This is a genomic window from Leifsonia sp. Root112D2, assembly GCF_001424905.1.
Classification (GTDB): Bacteria; Actinomycetota; Actinomycetes; order Actinomycetales; family Microbacteriaceae; genus Root112D2.
Genome location: NZ_LMCU01000002.1, coordinates 157,371 through 174,152, shown reverse-complemented (window position 1 = coordinate 174,152; position 16,782 = coordinate 157,371). Strand labels below are relative to the sequence as shown.

14 protein-coding genes are annotated in these 16,782 nt (G+C 61.4%); 8 read left to right on the top strand and 6 right to left on the bottom strand.

What is annotated here, in order from left to right; translation table 11 throughout:
- The first annotated feature begins 140 nt into the window (after positions 1-140).
- From ASC63_RS14630 to ASC63_RS14600, 7 genes are all read left to right on the top strand, one after another.
- Positions 141-1,196 (top strand): zinc-dependent alcohol dehydrogenase family protein, encoded by a 1,056-nt coding sequence (locus tag ASC63_RS14630; protein ID WP_055815978.1) that lies wholly within the window; start codon positions 141-143, stop codon positions 1,194-1,196.
- On the top strand, positions 1,193-2,650 hold the full coding sequence (locus ASC63_RS14625) for an MBL fold metallo-hydrolase (RefSeq protein ID WP_082487895.1): 1,458 nt from the start codon (positions 1,193-1,195) through the stop codon (positions 2,648-2,650). Before ASC63_RS14630 ends, ASC63_RS14625 begins: the two co-directional genes overlap by 4 nt.
- Positions 2,647-4,437, top strand: a complete 1,791-nt coding sequence (locus ASC63_RS14620; protein ID WP_082487894.1) for a molybdopterin-dependent oxidoreductase — start codon at positions 2,647-2,649, stop codon at positions 4,435-4,437. The genes ASC63_RS14625 and ASC63_RS14620 overlap by 4 nt, the downstream gene beginning before the upstream one ends.
- 386 nt (positions 4,438-4,823) lie before the next feature.
- A complete protein-coding gene (locus ASC63_RS14615; protein WP_082487892.1) occupies positions 4,824-6,311 on the top strand; it encodes an amino acid permease in 1,488 nt (495 codons plus the stop codon).
- Entirely contained in the window at positions 6,308-7,612 is a 1,305-nt protein-coding gene (locus tag ASC63_RS14610) for an arginine deiminase (RefSeq protein WP_235492355.1), read from the top strand. Before ASC63_RS14615 ends, ASC63_RS14610 begins: the two co-directional genes overlap by 4 nt.
- A 14-nt stretch (positions 7,613-7,626) precedes the next feature.
- Complete coding sequence (gene argF / locus ASC63_RS14605; protein WP_082487933.1) at positions 7,627-8,643, top strand: ornithine carbamoyltransferase; 1,017 nt, start codon at positions 7,627-7,629, stop codon at positions 8,641-8,643.
- Positions 8,644-9,555: an amino acid kinase family protein gene (locus tag ASC63_RS14600; protein WP_055815969.1), complete on the top strand. Its 912-nt coding sequence runs from the start codon at positions 8,644-8,646 to the stop codon at positions 9,553-9,555.
- 52 nt (positions 9,556-9,607) lie between these two features.
- Here the strand turns inward: ASC63_RS14600 and ASC63_RS16380 are convergent, their stop codons facing one another.
- The 6 genes from ASC63_RS16380 to ASC63_RS14570 form a co-directional block, all read right to left on the bottom strand.
- The gene (locus tag ASC63_RS16380) at positions 9,608-9,979 is read right to left on the bottom strand and encodes a DUF5652 family protein (RefSeq protein WP_157487733.1); all 372 of its coding nucleotides are present in this window, start codon (positions 9,977-9,979) and stop codon (positions 9,608-9,610) included.
- 209 nt (positions 9,980-10,188) lie between these two features.
- Positions 10,189-10,488, bottom strand: a complete 300-nt coding sequence (locus ASC63_RS14590) for a hypothetical protein (RefSeq protein WP_157487732.1) — start codon at positions 10,486-10,488, stop codon at positions 10,189-10,191.
- Between the two features lie 86 nt (positions 10,489-10,574).
- Positions 10,575-10,769: a hypothetical protein gene (locus tag ASC63_RS14585; protein WP_055815962.1), complete on the bottom strand. Its 195-nt coding sequence runs from the start codon at positions 10,767-10,769 to the stop codon at positions 10,575-10,577.
- Complete coding sequence (locus tag ASC63_RS14580; protein ID WP_055815957.1) at positions 10,762-11,235, bottom strand: hypothetical protein; 474 nt, start codon at positions 11,233-11,235, stop codon at positions 10,762-10,764. The genes ASC63_RS14585 and ASC63_RS14580 overlap by 8 nt, the downstream gene beginning before the upstream one ends.
- A gap of 134 nt (positions 11,236-11,369) precedes the next feature.
- Positions 11,370-14,576, bottom strand: a complete 3,207-nt coding sequence (locus ASC63_RS14575; RefSeq protein WP_162242907.1) for an HAD-IA family hydrolase — start codon at positions 14,574-14,576, stop codon at positions 11,370-11,372.
- 318 nt (positions 14,577-14,894) lie between these two features.
- Positions 14,895-15,731: a universal stress protein gene (locus ASC63_RS14570; protein ID WP_055815952.1), complete on the bottom strand. Its 837-nt coding sequence runs from the start codon at positions 15,729-15,731 to the stop codon at positions 14,895-14,897.
- A 263-nt stretch (positions 15,732-15,994) separates the two neighbouring features.
- Between ASC63_RS14570 and ASC63_RS14565 the strand changes: the two genes are divergently transcribed.
- Positions 15,995-16,507 (top strand): flavodoxin domain-containing protein, encoded by a 513-nt coding sequence (locus tag ASC63_RS14565; protein WP_055815949.1) that lies wholly within the window; start codon positions 15,995-15,997, stop codon positions 16,505-16,507.
- The last annotated feature ends 275 nt before the right edge of the window (positions 16,508-16,782 follow it).

The following is a 16,782-nucleotide window of genomic DNA, read 5'->3' as shown; positions in this document are numbered from 1 at the left end:
TCCGAGAGCGGCAACGGGCAGTGAGTGACTTTCGGCCCTATTGCCAGCCGGGGCATCTTTCTAACGTGGGCATTAGCAATGTACTGATTCCTCTGCCCCTGAGCTGATCCACTAGTGGGGCTTAACGAAGGAAGATCATTATGAAAGCCCTCGTCTACAACGGTCCTGGTGAGAAGTCATGGACGGATGTACCAGACCCGGTGATCCTTCATCCCACAGATGCCATTGTGCGGGTGGACACGACCACGATCTGCGGAACCGATCTACACATTCTGAAAGGTGATGTGCCGGCCGTTCAGCCGGGACGGATCCTGGGCCATGAAGGGGTCGGAACCGTTGTCGAGGTCGGCGCCGGGGTGGGAAACCTCGCGGTCGGCGACAGGGTGATCATCTCCTGCATCAAGTCGTGCGGACACTGCGCGAACTGTAAGTCGGGCCTGTACTCGCATTGCCTGGGCGAGGAGGGCGCCTCGGGAATCGGTTGGGTTTTCGGCCACCTCATCGACGGGACACAGGCGGAGTATGTTCGCGTGCCTTACGCCGAGAATTCGCTGTATGCGCTTCCGCCCGGGGTCAGCGACGTGCAGGCTGTGATGCTTTCCGACATCCTTCCGACCGGTTTCGAGATCGGGATTCGATATGGAGGGGTCAAGCCTGGAGATGTCGTCGCCGTCATTGGCGCCGGACCGGTCGGGTTGGCTGCAATGGTCACGGCAGGCCTCTATGGCGCTGCGGCAGTGATCGCGATCGATCTCGATGAAAACAGGCTCGCGAAGGCCAGGGAATTCGGTGCCACCGACGTCGTCCTCTCCAGCGCGAATGATTGGAGGGAGCAGGTTCTGCTACGGACGGATGGGGCCGGCGTTGACGTTGCCATCGAGGCCGTCGGCGTTCCAGAGACGTTTGGCATGGCCATCGATCTGGTTCGCCCGGGAGGTTCCGTGGCGAACGTCGGCGTGCACGGCAAGCCCGTCGACCTGCACCTCGAGGACCTGTGGATTCGCAACATCACCATCAGCATGGGGTTGGTCAACACCGACACGACACCCCTGCTCCTGAAGCTCGTGGCGCAGAAGAAGCTTCTGGCCGAGAAATTCGCGACCCATCACTTCGATTTCGATCACATCATGGATGCCTACGACACGTTCTCCCACGCCGCGCAGACGGGCGCCCTCAAAGTCGTTATCGAACGATGAGCGGCGATCAGGACGCTCTGGCATCCGCGGAGCATGCGCGTCTGCGTTTCCTCGGCGCGACGTCGACGGTTACGGGGTCGAGATACCTTGTCGAGTCACGGGGCCGCCGAGTGCTGGTCGATTGCGGACTCTTCCAGGGGTACAAGCAACTCCGTGAACGGAATCGGCTGGCCTTCCCCGTCGCGCCGGCATCGATTGATGCTGTCCTGTTGACCCATGCGCACCTCGACCACAGCGGCTATCTGCCCGCTTTGGTGCGCGATGGTTTCCGTGGTCCCATCTATTCGACGGCAGGAACAGCAGAACTCTGCACGCTGCTTCTTCCCGATAGCGGCTACCTGCTCGAGGAAGAAGCGAGTTTCGCAACGCGCCGCGGCTCGTCACGCCACGACCGACCACGCCCGGTCTATACCGCGGCGGATGCGAAACGGTCACTCGACGCTTTCCGATCACTCAACTTCGATGAGGTCACTGACCTGGGCGGGGGGATCAAGGCAACCTTCGTTCCGGCCGGCCACATACTGGGGGCCTCCCAGATTCGGCTGACGGTCGGGGAGGCGAGGGTGCACTTCACCGGGGATCTTGGCCGCGCGGACGACCCACTCATGCGAGCTCCCCGCCCCTTGGACGACTCGGATGTGCTCGTCACCGAATCAACGTATGGAAACCGTACGCATTCGACGACAGATCCCGAGGTCGAACTCGGCGATGTAATCAGGCGAGTGGCCAAACGTGGCGGGGTTGTCCTGATTCCCGCGTTTGCTGTCGGCCGGTCGGAGACGGTACTCCTGCATCTCTCGAGGCTTCGTGACCGAGACGAGATTCCCGCCATTCCGGTCTTCCTCAACAGCCCGATGGCGGTGGACGCATCCAGCATCTATCACCGTTATCCCGATGAACATCGCCTCAGCCGGCAAGAATTCGAAAGGATGTATGCCCTTCCGACTATGGTTCGCACGGTCGACGAATCGAAGCTTTTGAATCTTCGAGGGGGACCGATGGTCATCATCTCGGCAAGCGGCATGCTCACCGGCGGACGTATCCTGCACCATCTCCTCGCGTATGGATCCGATGCAAGAAATGCTATTGTCCTGACCGGATACCAAGCAGGCGGAACTCGTGGAGCGGCTCTGCTGAGCGGCGAGAGACGACTTCGAATCTACGGTCAGGATGTGCCGATCGCCGCAGAAATCGTCGCGATGGGCAGTCTCTCCGCGCACGCGGATGGTGATGGGCTCATCGAATGGATGCGGCCGGTCTCCCATCCACCGGCCATTACATACATCACGCACGGAGAACCGGAAGCGTCCGACTTCCTCCGAGCGCGAATCAAGCGGGAACTCGGGTGGAACGCCCGGGTCCCCGAACAGCTGGAAAGTGTCGATCTCGCCACGGTGACTGGTGACCGTGATCCCTCGCTCGAACCGCGACCGGGTCTAGGCTCAGAGGCATGACGGCACCGAAGCCGACGCCCAGTGGTTCTCCGGCGCCCGCAGAATCCTTGATCTCACCCGATGTGGTACGCAGCTTCCGCAGCGAGTTGAAGCGTGGTGAGGATGTGATCGACCCGCTCACTTTTGCCGGGTCCATTCCTCAGGATCGCGGTATTGCTCCGCGCATCCGCATCGGGCACAGCCGGTGGTTCAATCTGCTGTGGCTGATTCCGATCGGTTTCGTGTTGCTCATCACCGCGGTAGCCGTCGCGAAGGGTATTCGCGATCTGCCGGCCGTTGCCTCCTTCATGAAGACGTACCCCGGTGCGTCCACCCTGCCAGATTCTGCCCCGGTCGGCTTTCCCGCATGGTTGGGCTGGCAGCACTTCCTGAACATGTTCTTCATGATCTTCATCATCCGCTCGGGTGCGCAGATCCTGACCGATCATCCGCGCCTGTACTGGACGCGGCACTCGACCCCGGGTAGAGACTGGTTCCGGGTGCAGAAGCCGGTTCCCGAAGACCCGCTGTGGACGGCGAAGAAGGATTCGATCAGCCTGCCGCAGCAGATCGGCCTGCCGGGGCTGCGGCACTCCATCGGCCTGGCCCGCTGGTGGCATTTGGGAATCGACACGCTGTGGCTGGCCAACGGCATCGTCTTCTTCGTGCTGTTGTTCGCGACCGGCCAATGGATGCGCCTGGTGCCGTTGAGTTGGGACGTCATCCCGAACTCGATCTCGGTTGCTATCCAGTATCTTTCGCTGGACTGGCCGACCGAGAGCGGCTGGACCAACTACAACAGCCTGCAGCTGATCGCCTACTTCGTCACGGTATTCATCGCGGCCCCGCTCGCGCTCATCACGGGACTGGGCATGTCGCCGGCCCTCTCCACGCGCTTTCGCCGCATCAGCTCGGTCTTCAGCATCCAGGTAGCCCGCTCCCTGCACTTTCTGGTGCTGTGCTGGTTCCTGCTGTTCATCGTCGTGCACGTCACGCTCGTGCTGACCACCGGTGCACTGAAGAACCTCAACCACATGTACGCCGGGCGCGATGACCAGTCCTGGATCGGGTTCTGGATCTTCGCGGCGTCGATGGTGGTGATCATCGTGGGCTGGGTCGCGGCCACCCCGCTGACAATCCGGCATCCGCGCCTTATCCAGAAGGCCGGTTACGCGCTGATCGGGCCCGCGCAGCGACTGTTCGAGCACATCGACGCAAAGCCCGGCCAGTACACGGAAAAAGATATCTCCCCGTATCTGTGGCACAACGGGCAGTATCCGGAGTCCGACGAGTACAAGGCACTTTTCGACAACGACTTTCGCGATTACCGGCTGCGCGTCAACGGGCTCGTGGAGAACCCCGTGGAGTTGAGCCTCGCGCAGTTGCGTTCGATGGCGTACCACGAGCAGATCACGCAGCACTTCTGCATCCAGGGCTGGTCAGGGGTGGCCAAGTGGGGCGGCGTCTCGATGCAGTCGATCCTTGAGCTGGTCAAGCCGGCACCCGAGGCCAAATGGGTGGTCTTCTATTCGCTGGGCGACGGCCCGGACGAGGGTGTGTACTACGACGCGCATCCGATCGAGCAGATGGGCTACCAACTCACGATGCTCGCTTATGACATGAACGGGGCACCGCTGTCGTACGGTCACGGGGCGCCGCTTCGGCTGCGCAACGAGGTGCAACTCGGTTTCAAGATGGTCAAATGGATCAAGGGCATCGAGTTCGTCGAGCACTTCTCCGAAATCGGCGGAGGCTTCGGCGGATACAACGAGGACCACGAATTCTTCGGGTACCGGCAATCGATTTAGAAAATCTGAGAGCGCGCGGGCCAAGGTTTTGCACCGACGTATTTCATTGACTCAGCCCCCTATGGCACGTTCTTACCTCATCGATCGTCACCGCGTCGAAACTGCGTGGGCTCGGGCTACGAGCTGCGACGGAGGTGCATGAAGCAACGAAGTGGCGGCGGAATGTCTTCCCGAAGACAAGGTGGCCGCCGTGCGGGGCGTCACGTTCTGTCTATCCTCTTCGCATTGCGTGCGATTGCCGAGCATCGTGACCGGAAAATGGTCGCGGTCGGACAGCGGCTGCCGGTGATCGGCTGACGTAGCCCCGTTGTAACCCTGGAGTCGGAGTCTTTCGAGGGGACCAATGGCCCTGTTCGCCGTTCTGGCCTGCTGCGAGATTGGGATGCATGAGCACTTCAACCTCTTCGCCATCAACGCGGGCGACACAAGCGCAACACACAATTGGCCTTCCGGCAGCTTCTGCCCTGGTTGTGGGATCGGTCATTGGTACCGGTGTCTTCGGCCTCCCCTCCGCCCTCGCGGCATTCGGACCCATCAGCCTGCTCGCGTTCGTGCTCGTGACGATCGGTTCTCTTGCGCTGGCCGTCGTCTTCGGACGGTTGACGAGAAAAGTACCGGGTTCCGGTGGACCTTATCTGTATGCGCGTGCCGCATTCGGTGACTTCGCGGGGTTCCTGAACGCCTGGTCCTATTGGGTCACAGCCTGGGCAGGCAACGCAGCGATCGTGGTCGCTCTCACCGGCTACGTCGAAGTCTTCGTCAACCGTGGGCACAACATCTGGTGGTCCATCGTGATCGCGGCGGTGGCACTCTGGATTCCGGTCATTGTGAACCTCTCGGGCATTCGGAACATGGGAGGAGCCCAGATCGTCTTCACCGTTCTAAAACTCGTGCCGCTCGCCTTCATCGCGATCATCGGCTTGTTCTTCATCAATCCGGCGAACTTCGGTGCGTTCAACTCATCCGGTACGAACGGGTGGTCCGCGCTGGCCGGTGCGGGAGCCATCGCTTTGTTCGCATACCTTGGAATCGAGACCGCGTCCGTAGCAGCAGGCAGAGTGCGCAACCCCGGCGCGAGCGTCCCTCGGGCCACAATCTATGGAACCGTCGCCTGCGCCGTCGTCTACATTCTCGGCACATTCGCCGTGTTCGGAACCGTCAGCAACAAGGCGCTGAGGTTGTCGACCGCACCGTTCAGTGACGCCGCGAATGCCATCTTCGGTGGAAGCTGGTCGGGTGACATCGTTGCTGTCGCAGCGATCGTCTCCGGACTCGGATGCCTGATCGGGTGGACCTTCATCGTCGGCGAGATGCCGAATGCCGCTGCGAAAGACGGAATGTTCCCGCGAGCTTTTGCACGCGAAAAGCGCGGCGTGCCGACCTTTGGCATCCTCGTCTCAACGATACTTGCGACCCTGTTGACCGTCTTGGCCTACACGAACTTCTCGCAGGTGTTCACGACCGTCGTGCTGCTCACGGTCTTCACTGCCGTGATCCCGTACCTGTTCTCGGCGGCGGCGCAGTTGTACTGGCTGCTCACAGGTACCCGCAAGACTTCCTGGCCGAACTTCGCCAAAGACATGACCATCGCAATCGCGGCGCTCGTCTTCAGTTTCTGGGCACTCCTCGGAACGGGCGCCGAGGCGGCGTATTACGGTGGCTTCTGCTTCCTGCTCGGCGTTCCGCTCTATGTCTGGCTCACCGTCTCGCGCCGACGAAATGGTCAGGACAGCTCGAACGATCAGGGCAGTCCGCCGAATGCGATGCCGGTTGCAGCGGAAGCCCCCGAGCCGGATGAGGCAATCGCCATTGAGGAGCCGGTCGCATCGAATGTTGTCTTGGCAGTTGCCGAAGGCCAGGAGATCGGGTCATGAGCGCGATCGCCGAACCGCTGATGGCGACGGATGCCACATCGGCCGCCGAGCGGACACACCCGTTGGGCGTACACTCCGAGATCGGGAAACTCCGCTCCGTTATCGTGCACCGGCCAGGACTCGAGCTTGCCAGACTGACCCCACAGAACCGGGAAGAGCTTCTCTTCGACGACGTACTCTGGGCAGCACGAGCACGCTCCGAGCATGACGGTTTCGCCGACGCGCTGCAGGCGCGCGGGGTTCAGGTGTACCACTTCGATGAACTCTTGGCCGAAACTCTTCGTGTTCCCGACGGTCGCGCGTTCGTCCTTGACCGTCTCTGCACCGACGAGACGATGGGACCAAACCTCGCCCCACAACTGAGAAGCCTCCTCGACGACCAGGACCCGGCGCGGCTCGCCGAACTCCTGATCGGCGGCATCGTGGCCGGAGATGTGCCCGCGCCGCAGAACCGCAGCGTGCGCTGGGAGAGCCTCGGCGGCGACGACTTCCTCGTGCCACCGCTGCCTAACACGCTCTTTCCGCGAGACAGCTCCGCATGGATCTACGGCGGCGTGAACGTCAACGTGATGGCGAAGCCTGCGCGCGTACGTGAGACGGTGCATGTGCGCGCCATCTACAACTTCCACCCACTGTTCGAAGGCCAGTCCTTCGAGCAGTACCACCGGGAGGAAGAACGAACGCAGGCCGCCAGCATCGAGGGCGGAGACATCCACGTGCTCGGAGACGGGGTGGTGCTCATCGGCATGGGGGAGCGCACCACACCCATGGCCGTCGAGATGCTTGCCCAGGCACTCTTCACCTCGAAGCAGGCTTCTCAGGTCATCGCGGTGAAGCTCCCGCACTCGCACGCGATGATGCACCTGGACACCTTGCTGACCAACATCGATCGCCACACCTTCGTCATCTACCCGTACCTGGATCGACACAGTCTGAGATCCTGGCTGATCACCCCCGATGCCGGCGGCGATCGAAACCGTTCGCACCTCGGTAAGGAACGAGAACTCTTCCCGCTCCTCGCGGACGTACTCGGCGTGGGCAGCGTAACCGTGCTGGCCACCGACGAGGATCCGCGCGCCGCGGCCCGCGAACAATGGGACGACGCAAACAACTATCTGACCATCGAACCCGGGGTGGTCGTCGGTTACGACCGCAACGTCACAACCAACACGATGCTGCGCAGGCACGGCATCGAGGTCATCACCGTTGCCGGCAGCGAATTGGGCCGAGGCCGTGGCGGATCGCGATGCATGACCTGCCCCATCTCCCGCGACCCGGTCGCATCCGAGCCAGCCCGATGACGGGTTCAACGGACATGCGCGACCCGATCCACCTGCTCAAGGACATCGATCTGACCCAGGCGCGCATTCTCGAACTACTCGAGTTGGCCACGCAACTCAAGATCGCCAAGAAACAGGGAACCGAGCGCGCTCGGTTGTCACGCAACAACATCGCGTTGATCTTCGAGAAACCTTCCACGCGAACCCGTAGCGCCTTCGAGGTCGCCGCCCAAGACCAAGGCGCAGGCGTCACCTACGTCGACCCGGCGAGCAGCCACATGGGTGTTAGCGAATCCGTCGAGGACACAGCGAGGGTTCTCGGGCGCCTCTACGACGGCATCGCCTTCCGCGGCTTTCAACAGGCGACCGTGGAGACGCTGGCCAGATACGCCGGAGTGCCCGTATGGAACGCGCTCACCGACCTCTGGCATCCCACGCAGGCGCTGGCGGACATGCTCACGATGCGCGAACACGCGGGCAAACCGCTGACCGAGGTGTCGGTGTGCTATCTCGGCGACGGGCACAACAACGTTGCCAGGAGTCTTCTGATGACGGGTGCGCTGCTCGGGCTGGACGTCAGAATCGCCGCGCCCGCCGTACTTCATCCGGACCCTGCAGCGGTCGAGGCGGCGGCGCACGCCGCGACCAGATCCGGTGGACACATCATGGCGACGGATGATATCGACAGCGCCGTTCGCGGCGCTGATTTTCTCTACACGGATGTCTGGGTGAGCATGGGCGAACCGGATTCGGAATGGGATGCGCGGGTCGAGGCACTGCGCCCCTTCCGTATCGACGCAAACATGCTTGCGCGCACCGGGAACCCGAAGACACAGTTCCTGCATTGTCTGCCGAGCGTCCACGACGATACGACGACGCTCGGGCGGCACCTGCACGAACAATACGGACTCAATGGCGTGGAAGTCAGCGACGACGTCTTCCGCTCGCCTCGTTCGCTCGTATTCGAGCAGGCGGAGAATCGGATGCATACGATCAAAGCGGTCCTCGCCATGTCACTTGATCCGGCGGATCGCCGGACCGAAGGGTGTTGAATGTCGCGCATCGTGGTGGCACTTGGCGGCAACGCACTGCTACGCCGGGGAGAGAAACCCGATGCGGTGACTCAGGCTGAACATCTCGGTGATGCGTGGCCGGCGCTCGCGAAACTCGCCGCGGAACACGAGGTCGTGATTGTGCACGGCAACGGTCCTCAAGTGGGCCTGCTGGCGATGGAGAACGGCGAGGACACCACGCTGAGCGCACCCTACCCGTTGAGCGACATGGTTGCGGAAAGCCAGGGACTCATCGGATTCTGGCTGCAACGCGCGTTGGGAGACGCGGGCCTGCGCAAAGACGTTGTTGCGCTCATCTCCCGAACCCTGGTCGATCCGACTGATCCGCAGTTGCTGTCTCCGACAAAATTCGTCGGAGTGAGCTACGACGAATCCCGTGCCCGTACTCTCGCGAAGACTCACGGATGGAGCATCGCCGCTGATGGGTCCGGTTGGCGCAGGGTCGTCCCCTCTCCGCTCCCCATCCGCATCCTCGAAAGTTCCCGCGCGATCACCCTGCTCGATGCCGGCGCGACGGTCATCCTTGCCGGCGGCGGGGGAATCCCGGTTATTCCCCATGGCACGGGCCTGCGTGGCATTGATGCGGTCGTCGACAAAGACTATGCCGCAGCCCGAATCGCGACCGACATCGACGCTCAGCTACTCGTGATCCTCACCGACGTTCGCGGAGTCATGACCGACTTCGGAACACCTGCAGAGAAGCTTCTGCGCATTCTCCGCGTCGATGAGATCGAGGTGAACACCTACCCGGACGGATCCATCGGGCCCAAGGTCAGAGCCGCGGCAGATTTTGTCTCGACGACAGGTGGCCGGGCGCTGATCGGATCCCTGGAGCGGTTGGAAGCGGTCATGGGTGGCACCGACGGAACGGAAATCCTCGGAACTTTGTGACTGTGCCGGGTGGGCCCAGCGGCGAGAAACCACTCGGAATCGGACCCGAGATTCATGTCTCCTGGGAATGCCCAAGCTGCTCGGGTTCGCCCGTCGTCGAAAGGATCGACTCTTCGTCATTCTTCTTTCGGCGATGCGCACCACTCACACCGAAGAGGTACACGGCGTCGAGAACTCCGGCTGTGTTGGTCAGCAGCAGTGTGACAAACCACGGCTTACTGTCCTCCTTCGACGCCCGCCAGAGGGATGCGCCCTTCCACGCGAGGCTCCACGCTATGACGGCCACGGCAAGTCCGCGACCGGCCGGGCTCAGACTGTGCTCTATCGACCCGGGAAGACGTCCGTGTTGGTGAGACTGCCGCTGATGCCCCGCACCTTCGGAGCCCGGCCTGCGGGTCGAGCTGGCGTATGAAGCTTTCAACATGATCTACTCCTCAGGATCTGCGCGCGTCAGAGCCACAGCTCGTCGCACGCTCATTTCAGACGAATCGGCATCTGATCCGGCCATTCTGATCCGTTTCGACGCATCCGCCAAGAGTCGAAAGGCCCTGGTGGCGTCAATGCAGATACCCGGTAAAGGAGGGCAGCGCTGAGTTCGCTTCCTAGTCGTCCGTTTATGACTGGCGGGGCCAATCACTGATTCGAGTTGGTCAGGCTGGACTGGCGCAGCAGCTTGGCGGCAGCGTGATCCCAGATCAGATATTGTCCCCACTCCTCGGCCCGATCCGAACGAGTACCGCCGAGTGCAACGAACAGGTGGCCAGCGCGCTGAATATATCCGATGACAACATGGTTATGTTGGATCTTGTAGTAGCCGGGCCCGATCCTGTTGACATCCAGATTCATGGATTCCACTTCGTCCTTCGCATTCACGACGCGGACTGATACCCGGTGAACATCGTCAATCCCAGCAACCCGATCTTGCGTCTTCATCGTGACCACCTCCTTCGGTCGGAGACCCATCAACTTGAATCGGCCCGAAGGACCCATTGAGAGAGTAGTTATGCGTCATGGCGCCGTCAGGCGCCGAGCGCCGCGAGGCCATGGTAAACGGCAAAGACAGGCCACACGATTGCTTTGAGCAAGCCGAGGACCACGGCCCAGAAGCTTCCATCTGACTGAGCGACGAAATAGATCGCCGCACCGATATACGCAAGGAGGAAGAAGAATCCCCACGCTCCATTGCGCTCCACGAAACGCGTACGATCAGCCATTCTGTGCCTCCTGGGTCATGTTCTGCAAACCTCTGCGCATCGCTTCGTTCAGCGTCTCTCGCGGTAGCCAGCGCACGATGCCGAGAAGTGCCAGAACGAGCACGAGTTGGGCGACACCGGTCGCAAAGTACAGCGCTTGAAGCCAGGAGATCCCCGCGATGATCCCCGTCTCGATGAAGATCCAGATTGTCATCCCGATCCCCGCGATCGCCGTCCACACGAGGGCCATCTCCTTTCGAAGGAGAAGGAGGACAAATGAAATCGTTTGAGTTCCGCCGACAACAATCAGCAGAATCCAGCCGGGCCCCGTGAACGAGCCGAACGGGCTGTGTGTGAGCATTGACAGCGGCATCTCGAGCCCGCCTGTCGCCAGAATCGCAATGCCCCCGGAGATCGCCGACAGCGCGTTGAAGACTGTGACGACAACGAGCGTCCAGAAGGCGAGCAGCCGAAACTTTGTCACCATGCCCGTGCCTCCCTCCACCCGTCAGACTCACTGCAGCTAGCAGGCTCAGGGCTAGTCAAGACCCGCGCGAGAGCATTCAGTAGTGCCGAAGGTCCCGTCGCCCGCAGTGCTCCAGAGCCGTGCAGGGCTTCGACTCAGCTGAGGGGATGTTCGATTCGATGGCCCGGACTCAGCCGATGTCGTCGACCCGAGAGCACGATGGTTGCGGGCTCTGCCTGTGCCGCGGCCGCAGTGACGACGAGTTGCCGGTGATCAACATCGATATTGACCCAGTGATCTCGGTAGGTCAGATCGAAGCGAAGTCGTTCCACTTCATCGGGCAGGGCCGGGTTGAGCCACAGCGCATCGTCGCGCACTTCGATTCCGGTGTAGCAGCGTTGAAGAAGGTCGACGCTACCAGCCATCGCTCCAAGGTGGAGGCCTTCGGCAGTCGTTCCTCCTTGAATGTCGGCGAAGTCTGTGTCGAGCGCCAGCTGGAACTGCCGCCAGGAGCCTGACCGGTCGGATCGGGCTTGCACCCACGCGTGAACCACTGACGAGAGGCTTGATCCGTGAGCTGCGCGAGTCGAGTAGTAGTCGACCGTGCGCAGGATCATCTCGGGCGGCAGCGCATAACCGAGGCGTCCCAATACGGCCCGGAGTTCCTCGGCTGAAAAAAGGTAGAACAACATGAGTGCGTCTGCTTGTTTGGTGACCTGGTAGTTGCGCACCGTGTCGCCTTCAGCATCCAGGATCAGGTCCAAGCGGCCGATGTTGCCATAGCGTGCCCGATACGCGTCGAGATCGAGTTCGGCCAGCTTCTCATATCCTGCGAACTGGCTGATGACGCCCGCGTGGAAAGGAACATACAGGGTTTGAGTCAGCTCTTCCCAATGCGACAATTCCGCGTCGCCGACGCCGAGTTGGGCGAGCACGTCGGTGCGGTGGTCGTTACGAATCATCGATACCAGCCGGATCGCCTGGCTCAGCAGCCACGCGATCATCACATTGGTGTAGGCGTTGTCGTCGATGCCGACTCTTGCCACTTGGGGATAGGAGTCATGGAACTCATCAGGGCCCATGACTCCGGTGATCCGCCACCGGCCTAAAGCTGGGTCGAACGTGGCGAGGCTGGCGAAGAATCGCGCGCACTCCAGAAAGACTTCCGCTCCGGCGTTGAAGAAGAATGCGGTATCGCCCGTGGTCTGCCAGTTTTGCCAGAGTTCATACGCCAGAGCCAAACCGACGTGGCGTTGACGCCCCGAATTGTCGGGGATCCAGGCACCCGTCCTCACGTTCAACAACTGATGCGGGGTCTCATCTCGTCCGTCGCTGCCACTCTGCCATGGAAACATGGCACCGCTATGACCCGCATCCTGTGCGGCGATTCGGGCTGCGGGGAGTCTTCTGTGTCGGTACAGCAACATCGCACGCGAGCTGTCGGGAAAGCGCGCATTCAACACCGGATAAATGAAAAGTTCGTCCCAGAAGATGTGGCCAAGATACCCCTCGCCGCCGAGCCCTCGCGCTGGAATGCCGACATCGAGTTCGGCAACGTGAGGGGATGCGACCTGCAGGAGGTGGAAGAGCTGTAAGCGCACGATGGAGGAAACGTTTTCTCCAGGGCGCGATCGCGCATCCTCGCTGATGTGTTCGTCAGGTTTCCGCAGTGTGACCGAGAGTTCAGAACGTCGCCACAAGCGAGACCAGGCCAACGCATGGGAGGCCGCGAGTTCAGCGAAATCGGGGGCGGTCGCCGCCATAGCGTCCGCGGCCAGGGCCGGCTCAGATATCGCACGGTCACGGGAGGTGAAGACAGCGACGACCTTCTCAACGCTTACGCGGCCTCTCTCGGCAATCTGCACCGACAGATCCTGAGTGATCTCCGTGTGACGCCTCGTGGTGGCGCGATGCGTTGTTTCATCTTTTCCGTAGCCGACACCGACACCGACACCAAGGCGGATCCGTGCCGACTCCGCGACGAGTATGTCCGACTGCACGGTTCGAGCGGTGGTTGAGAGGATATCTGGGCTGTCGCTTCTCAGCTGAATTGCTCCGAGGTGCCGGTCAGCGTCAAGACGTTCCTCTGCCGTCTGATTGTTGGTCACGTTCGCATCGATTCCCAACCGAATGTGCAGATTACCCGACCAGTTTTCGGCGATGACGCTCAATTCATGCGCCACGAGATGCTTCTCGGCCATTGACACCAGACGCTTCTCCCGCACGATACATTTTCGGCCGGCTTGATCGCGTGTCCGGAAAGTGCGCACGAGCAGACCTCGGCGCAGATCGAGGCAGACGCGATGATCTGTGACAGTGACACCCGCTTTCCCCAACCATGAGCCTGTTTCACACCTGAACGTGAAGGGCAGCCAGTTGGGAATGTTGACCATCGCTTCACGCTCTGCCTGCTCGCCGTCGACTGCGACAGTCAAGCGGTTGTAGACCCCGGCAAGATAGCATCCGGGATAGTTCGTGCCGTCGTCGCGCGACCACGGATTGGTTCCGCGGACGCCAAGGTAGCCGTTCGCGAGTGTGCCAAGCGCTTCCACGGTGCCGACCGTTCGACTGGTCTCGTCGGCAAAACCTCCTGACAATTCAACGAGCCACGGAGCCCTCGGCTCGCCCTCTAGTCGCAGTTCCGCGAGATCCTGCACTATGATCCCGGCGCCTGCGCGTCTCAGGGCAGCCGCAGAACCGCGACGGTCGACGCCCACAACGAGACCGAACGCCCCGTCCCGGCCGGCCTGAACGCCGGAGACCGCGTCCTCGATTACCACGCAACGCCCTGGATCCACGCCCAAGCGCGCGGCACCTTCGACGTACATGGCAGGGTCGGGTTTCCCGGGCAGTCGCATCGCTGCTGCAACCCAGCCGTCGACCGTGGTCTCGAAGAGATCGAAGATTCCTGCGGCTTCGAGAACCTCGGCACAGTGTCGACTGGCAGAGACCACCCCGAGCCGGATTCCCGCCGCTTCAAGGGCCCGCGCGAGAGCAACCGATGAGGCGAACGGCCGCGCGTCGGACTTATGCAGCAGTTCCAGGTACCGAGCATCCTTCGCGTTCGCCACGGCCCAGATGGTCCCGCTTCCCGGCCTGTCGGCGGGCTCTCCGGCGGGAAGTGTCAAGCTCCGATCGGCTAGAACATGGAGCACCCCTTCGTATCGGGGCTCGCCGTCGACAAGCCGACGATAGTCATCCGAGGTAAAGGGGGCAATTGGTGCGTTTGCAGGCGAAAGCCGGTCAATCTGGTCGAAAATCTCGGTGAACTCCGCTGCCCACGCCGCCTCGTGAAGTCGTGCAGTATCCGTTAGAACGCCATCCAAGTCGAAGAGGACCGCGTCAAACTCTGACAAATCCACACATGCAGCAGACATGGACACCCCGATCTCCAGTTTCTGGAATTCAGACAGTATTCTTCGGGTTGCCCCTCGAGATCTGATGACTTACCCATGGTCCGGTGAACACGCGCGGCATCGGCCGACGTGCGAATCCGCCCATGCTTGAGATCCACCGTCGCTCCGCTGCTCGGTGTCGGTCGCTTTGCAACGACTGGAGCAGCGATTGCGTTGTCGGCAACAGGTTTCGAGGGGCCATGGACGAAATATAACTCTCTGTCGGGCAGGGTAATAGGGGCTTAAGTCCATGGCTCGACCGTTGGAATCAGAGATGCGAGCCTGCTACGCAGATGCCTGTTTCTGTGTCTTCACGGGCGCTTGGACGATGATCGGCAACGCGGCGTGGTGCAGCAACCCCGACGTGACGCTGCCGAGTACCGCTGCCTGGAGCGTGGCCTGACCTCGTGTGGCCATGACGACCAGCACGTCGCGTCGACCCTCGAGGTAATTGACGATCGAGGTCACTGGGTCGCCGTGCAGCACCTCCCAATCCGCGTCGACGCCGTATTCGCGTTGAAGATCGCGGGCCTGTGAACGCACGTATGAATCCTCCAAAGCGTCGAAGGATTCAAGCAGCGAATCTATCCTCAGATTTGTCGGAAGCACCTGAACGATGAGCAGCCTTGCGCCGAGTGCGCGTGCCCAACCGGCAGCCTGCGCCCGCATGGTTTCAGAGAGATCAGTTCCATCCATCGGCAGCAGCACCGTGGAGATCACGATCGGATCCAGGTGCTCGTCGGCATTGCCGCTTGGATGGTAGACGAGAACGGGAAAGTGACCGGCGCGCACGACATCGCGAGCGACACTGCCCATCAACAGGTTGAGACGGTCACCGCGCCCGTGCGAAGTAATAGTGATGAGGGTCTCGGGGATGCGTTGTGCTTCATCGAGAATGTCCTCTGCGACGTCACCGCTGCTGCTGACGCAGCGTCCTTCGGCGCCGAACCGCACAGCGAGGCCCTTGATGTATTTCTCGGCTTTGGCCTTCTCCGATTCCTTTTCGACGATGCGCAGCACGGTGATTTTTGCGCCGGTCTCCCTGGCGATTCCGAGGGCGTAGGGCATGACGGCCTCGGAGAATCTCGAACCATCGACAGGTACCAAAATTCGCTTGTACATGATTGACCCTTCCCTAATCTCCATCTCTCAACGGTAGGTACGGACATCACGGCCAGGTAGGGTCTTTGGCCCCAGCGGTGGTGAGTCGGGCTGGGGCGCTCCCTGCGGAACGTGGGACTTTCGACCCTCGCGCGATAGCCTTTCGCGCGGTGAAGTAGTACGGGAAAAGAGCGCGGCCGTCGTCACTGTCCGAGACGCAGAGTATCGATGAAAAGTGATGAGCCGCCCCGGCCAGTGTGGGCGGTATAGATCGAGGAGGAATCATGCGGGGGCTTATCGTATATGAATCGTTGTGGGGCAACACCGAAAAGGTTGCCCGCGCGATAGCAGCAGCGTTGTCAGCCACTCTGCAGGTCGATGTCGCGGATGTCGACTCGGCACCCGATTCTGTTGTCGGATATGACCTTCTCGTGGTGGGAGGGCCGACGCATGCGTTCTCGATGACGCGCGCGTCTACTCGCCAGAATGCCGTCAGTCAGAACGGAGCGCCCTCAGCTCCCGACCGAGGTATCCGCGAGTGGCTGAACGTGTTGACGCCGACGGAGGTCGCGGTGAAGGCGGTTGCCTTCGACACTCGCGTCAATGCGCCGCGGCTGCCTGGCTCTGCTGCGAAGGTCGCCAGACAGGAATTGCATTCGCTGGGGTTCGACACGTCGCTCAGGCAGAAGTCCTTCCATGTGCACGGTTACGAGGGCCCTCTTGTGGAGGGTGAATTGGAGAGGGCCGCGCAGTGGGGGCGTGAGGTCTCCGATGCCCATGCAAGTCACACGGCCTGAAATTCAGGTGGACCGATGGTGAAGCTTCGTATCCCCGGGTTTGCTGTCAGAGGGCTAGTTATTGCGCTTCTGCTGTTTGGATCTGTGTCATCCTTTGCAGGTGCCGTGAGGGGAGCTATTCGTTGAGCTGGCCGTCATCCTTGCCTACTCGATCCTGCGGGCCGTATGTTTCGGGCTAGGCATGCTCGAACTGATTTTCGTGCTGATACTGCTTGGTATCGTTCGGGATCACGGCTCCTTGGGCGATCCGGAGCCAGCCAACGACTAGCGGCCTT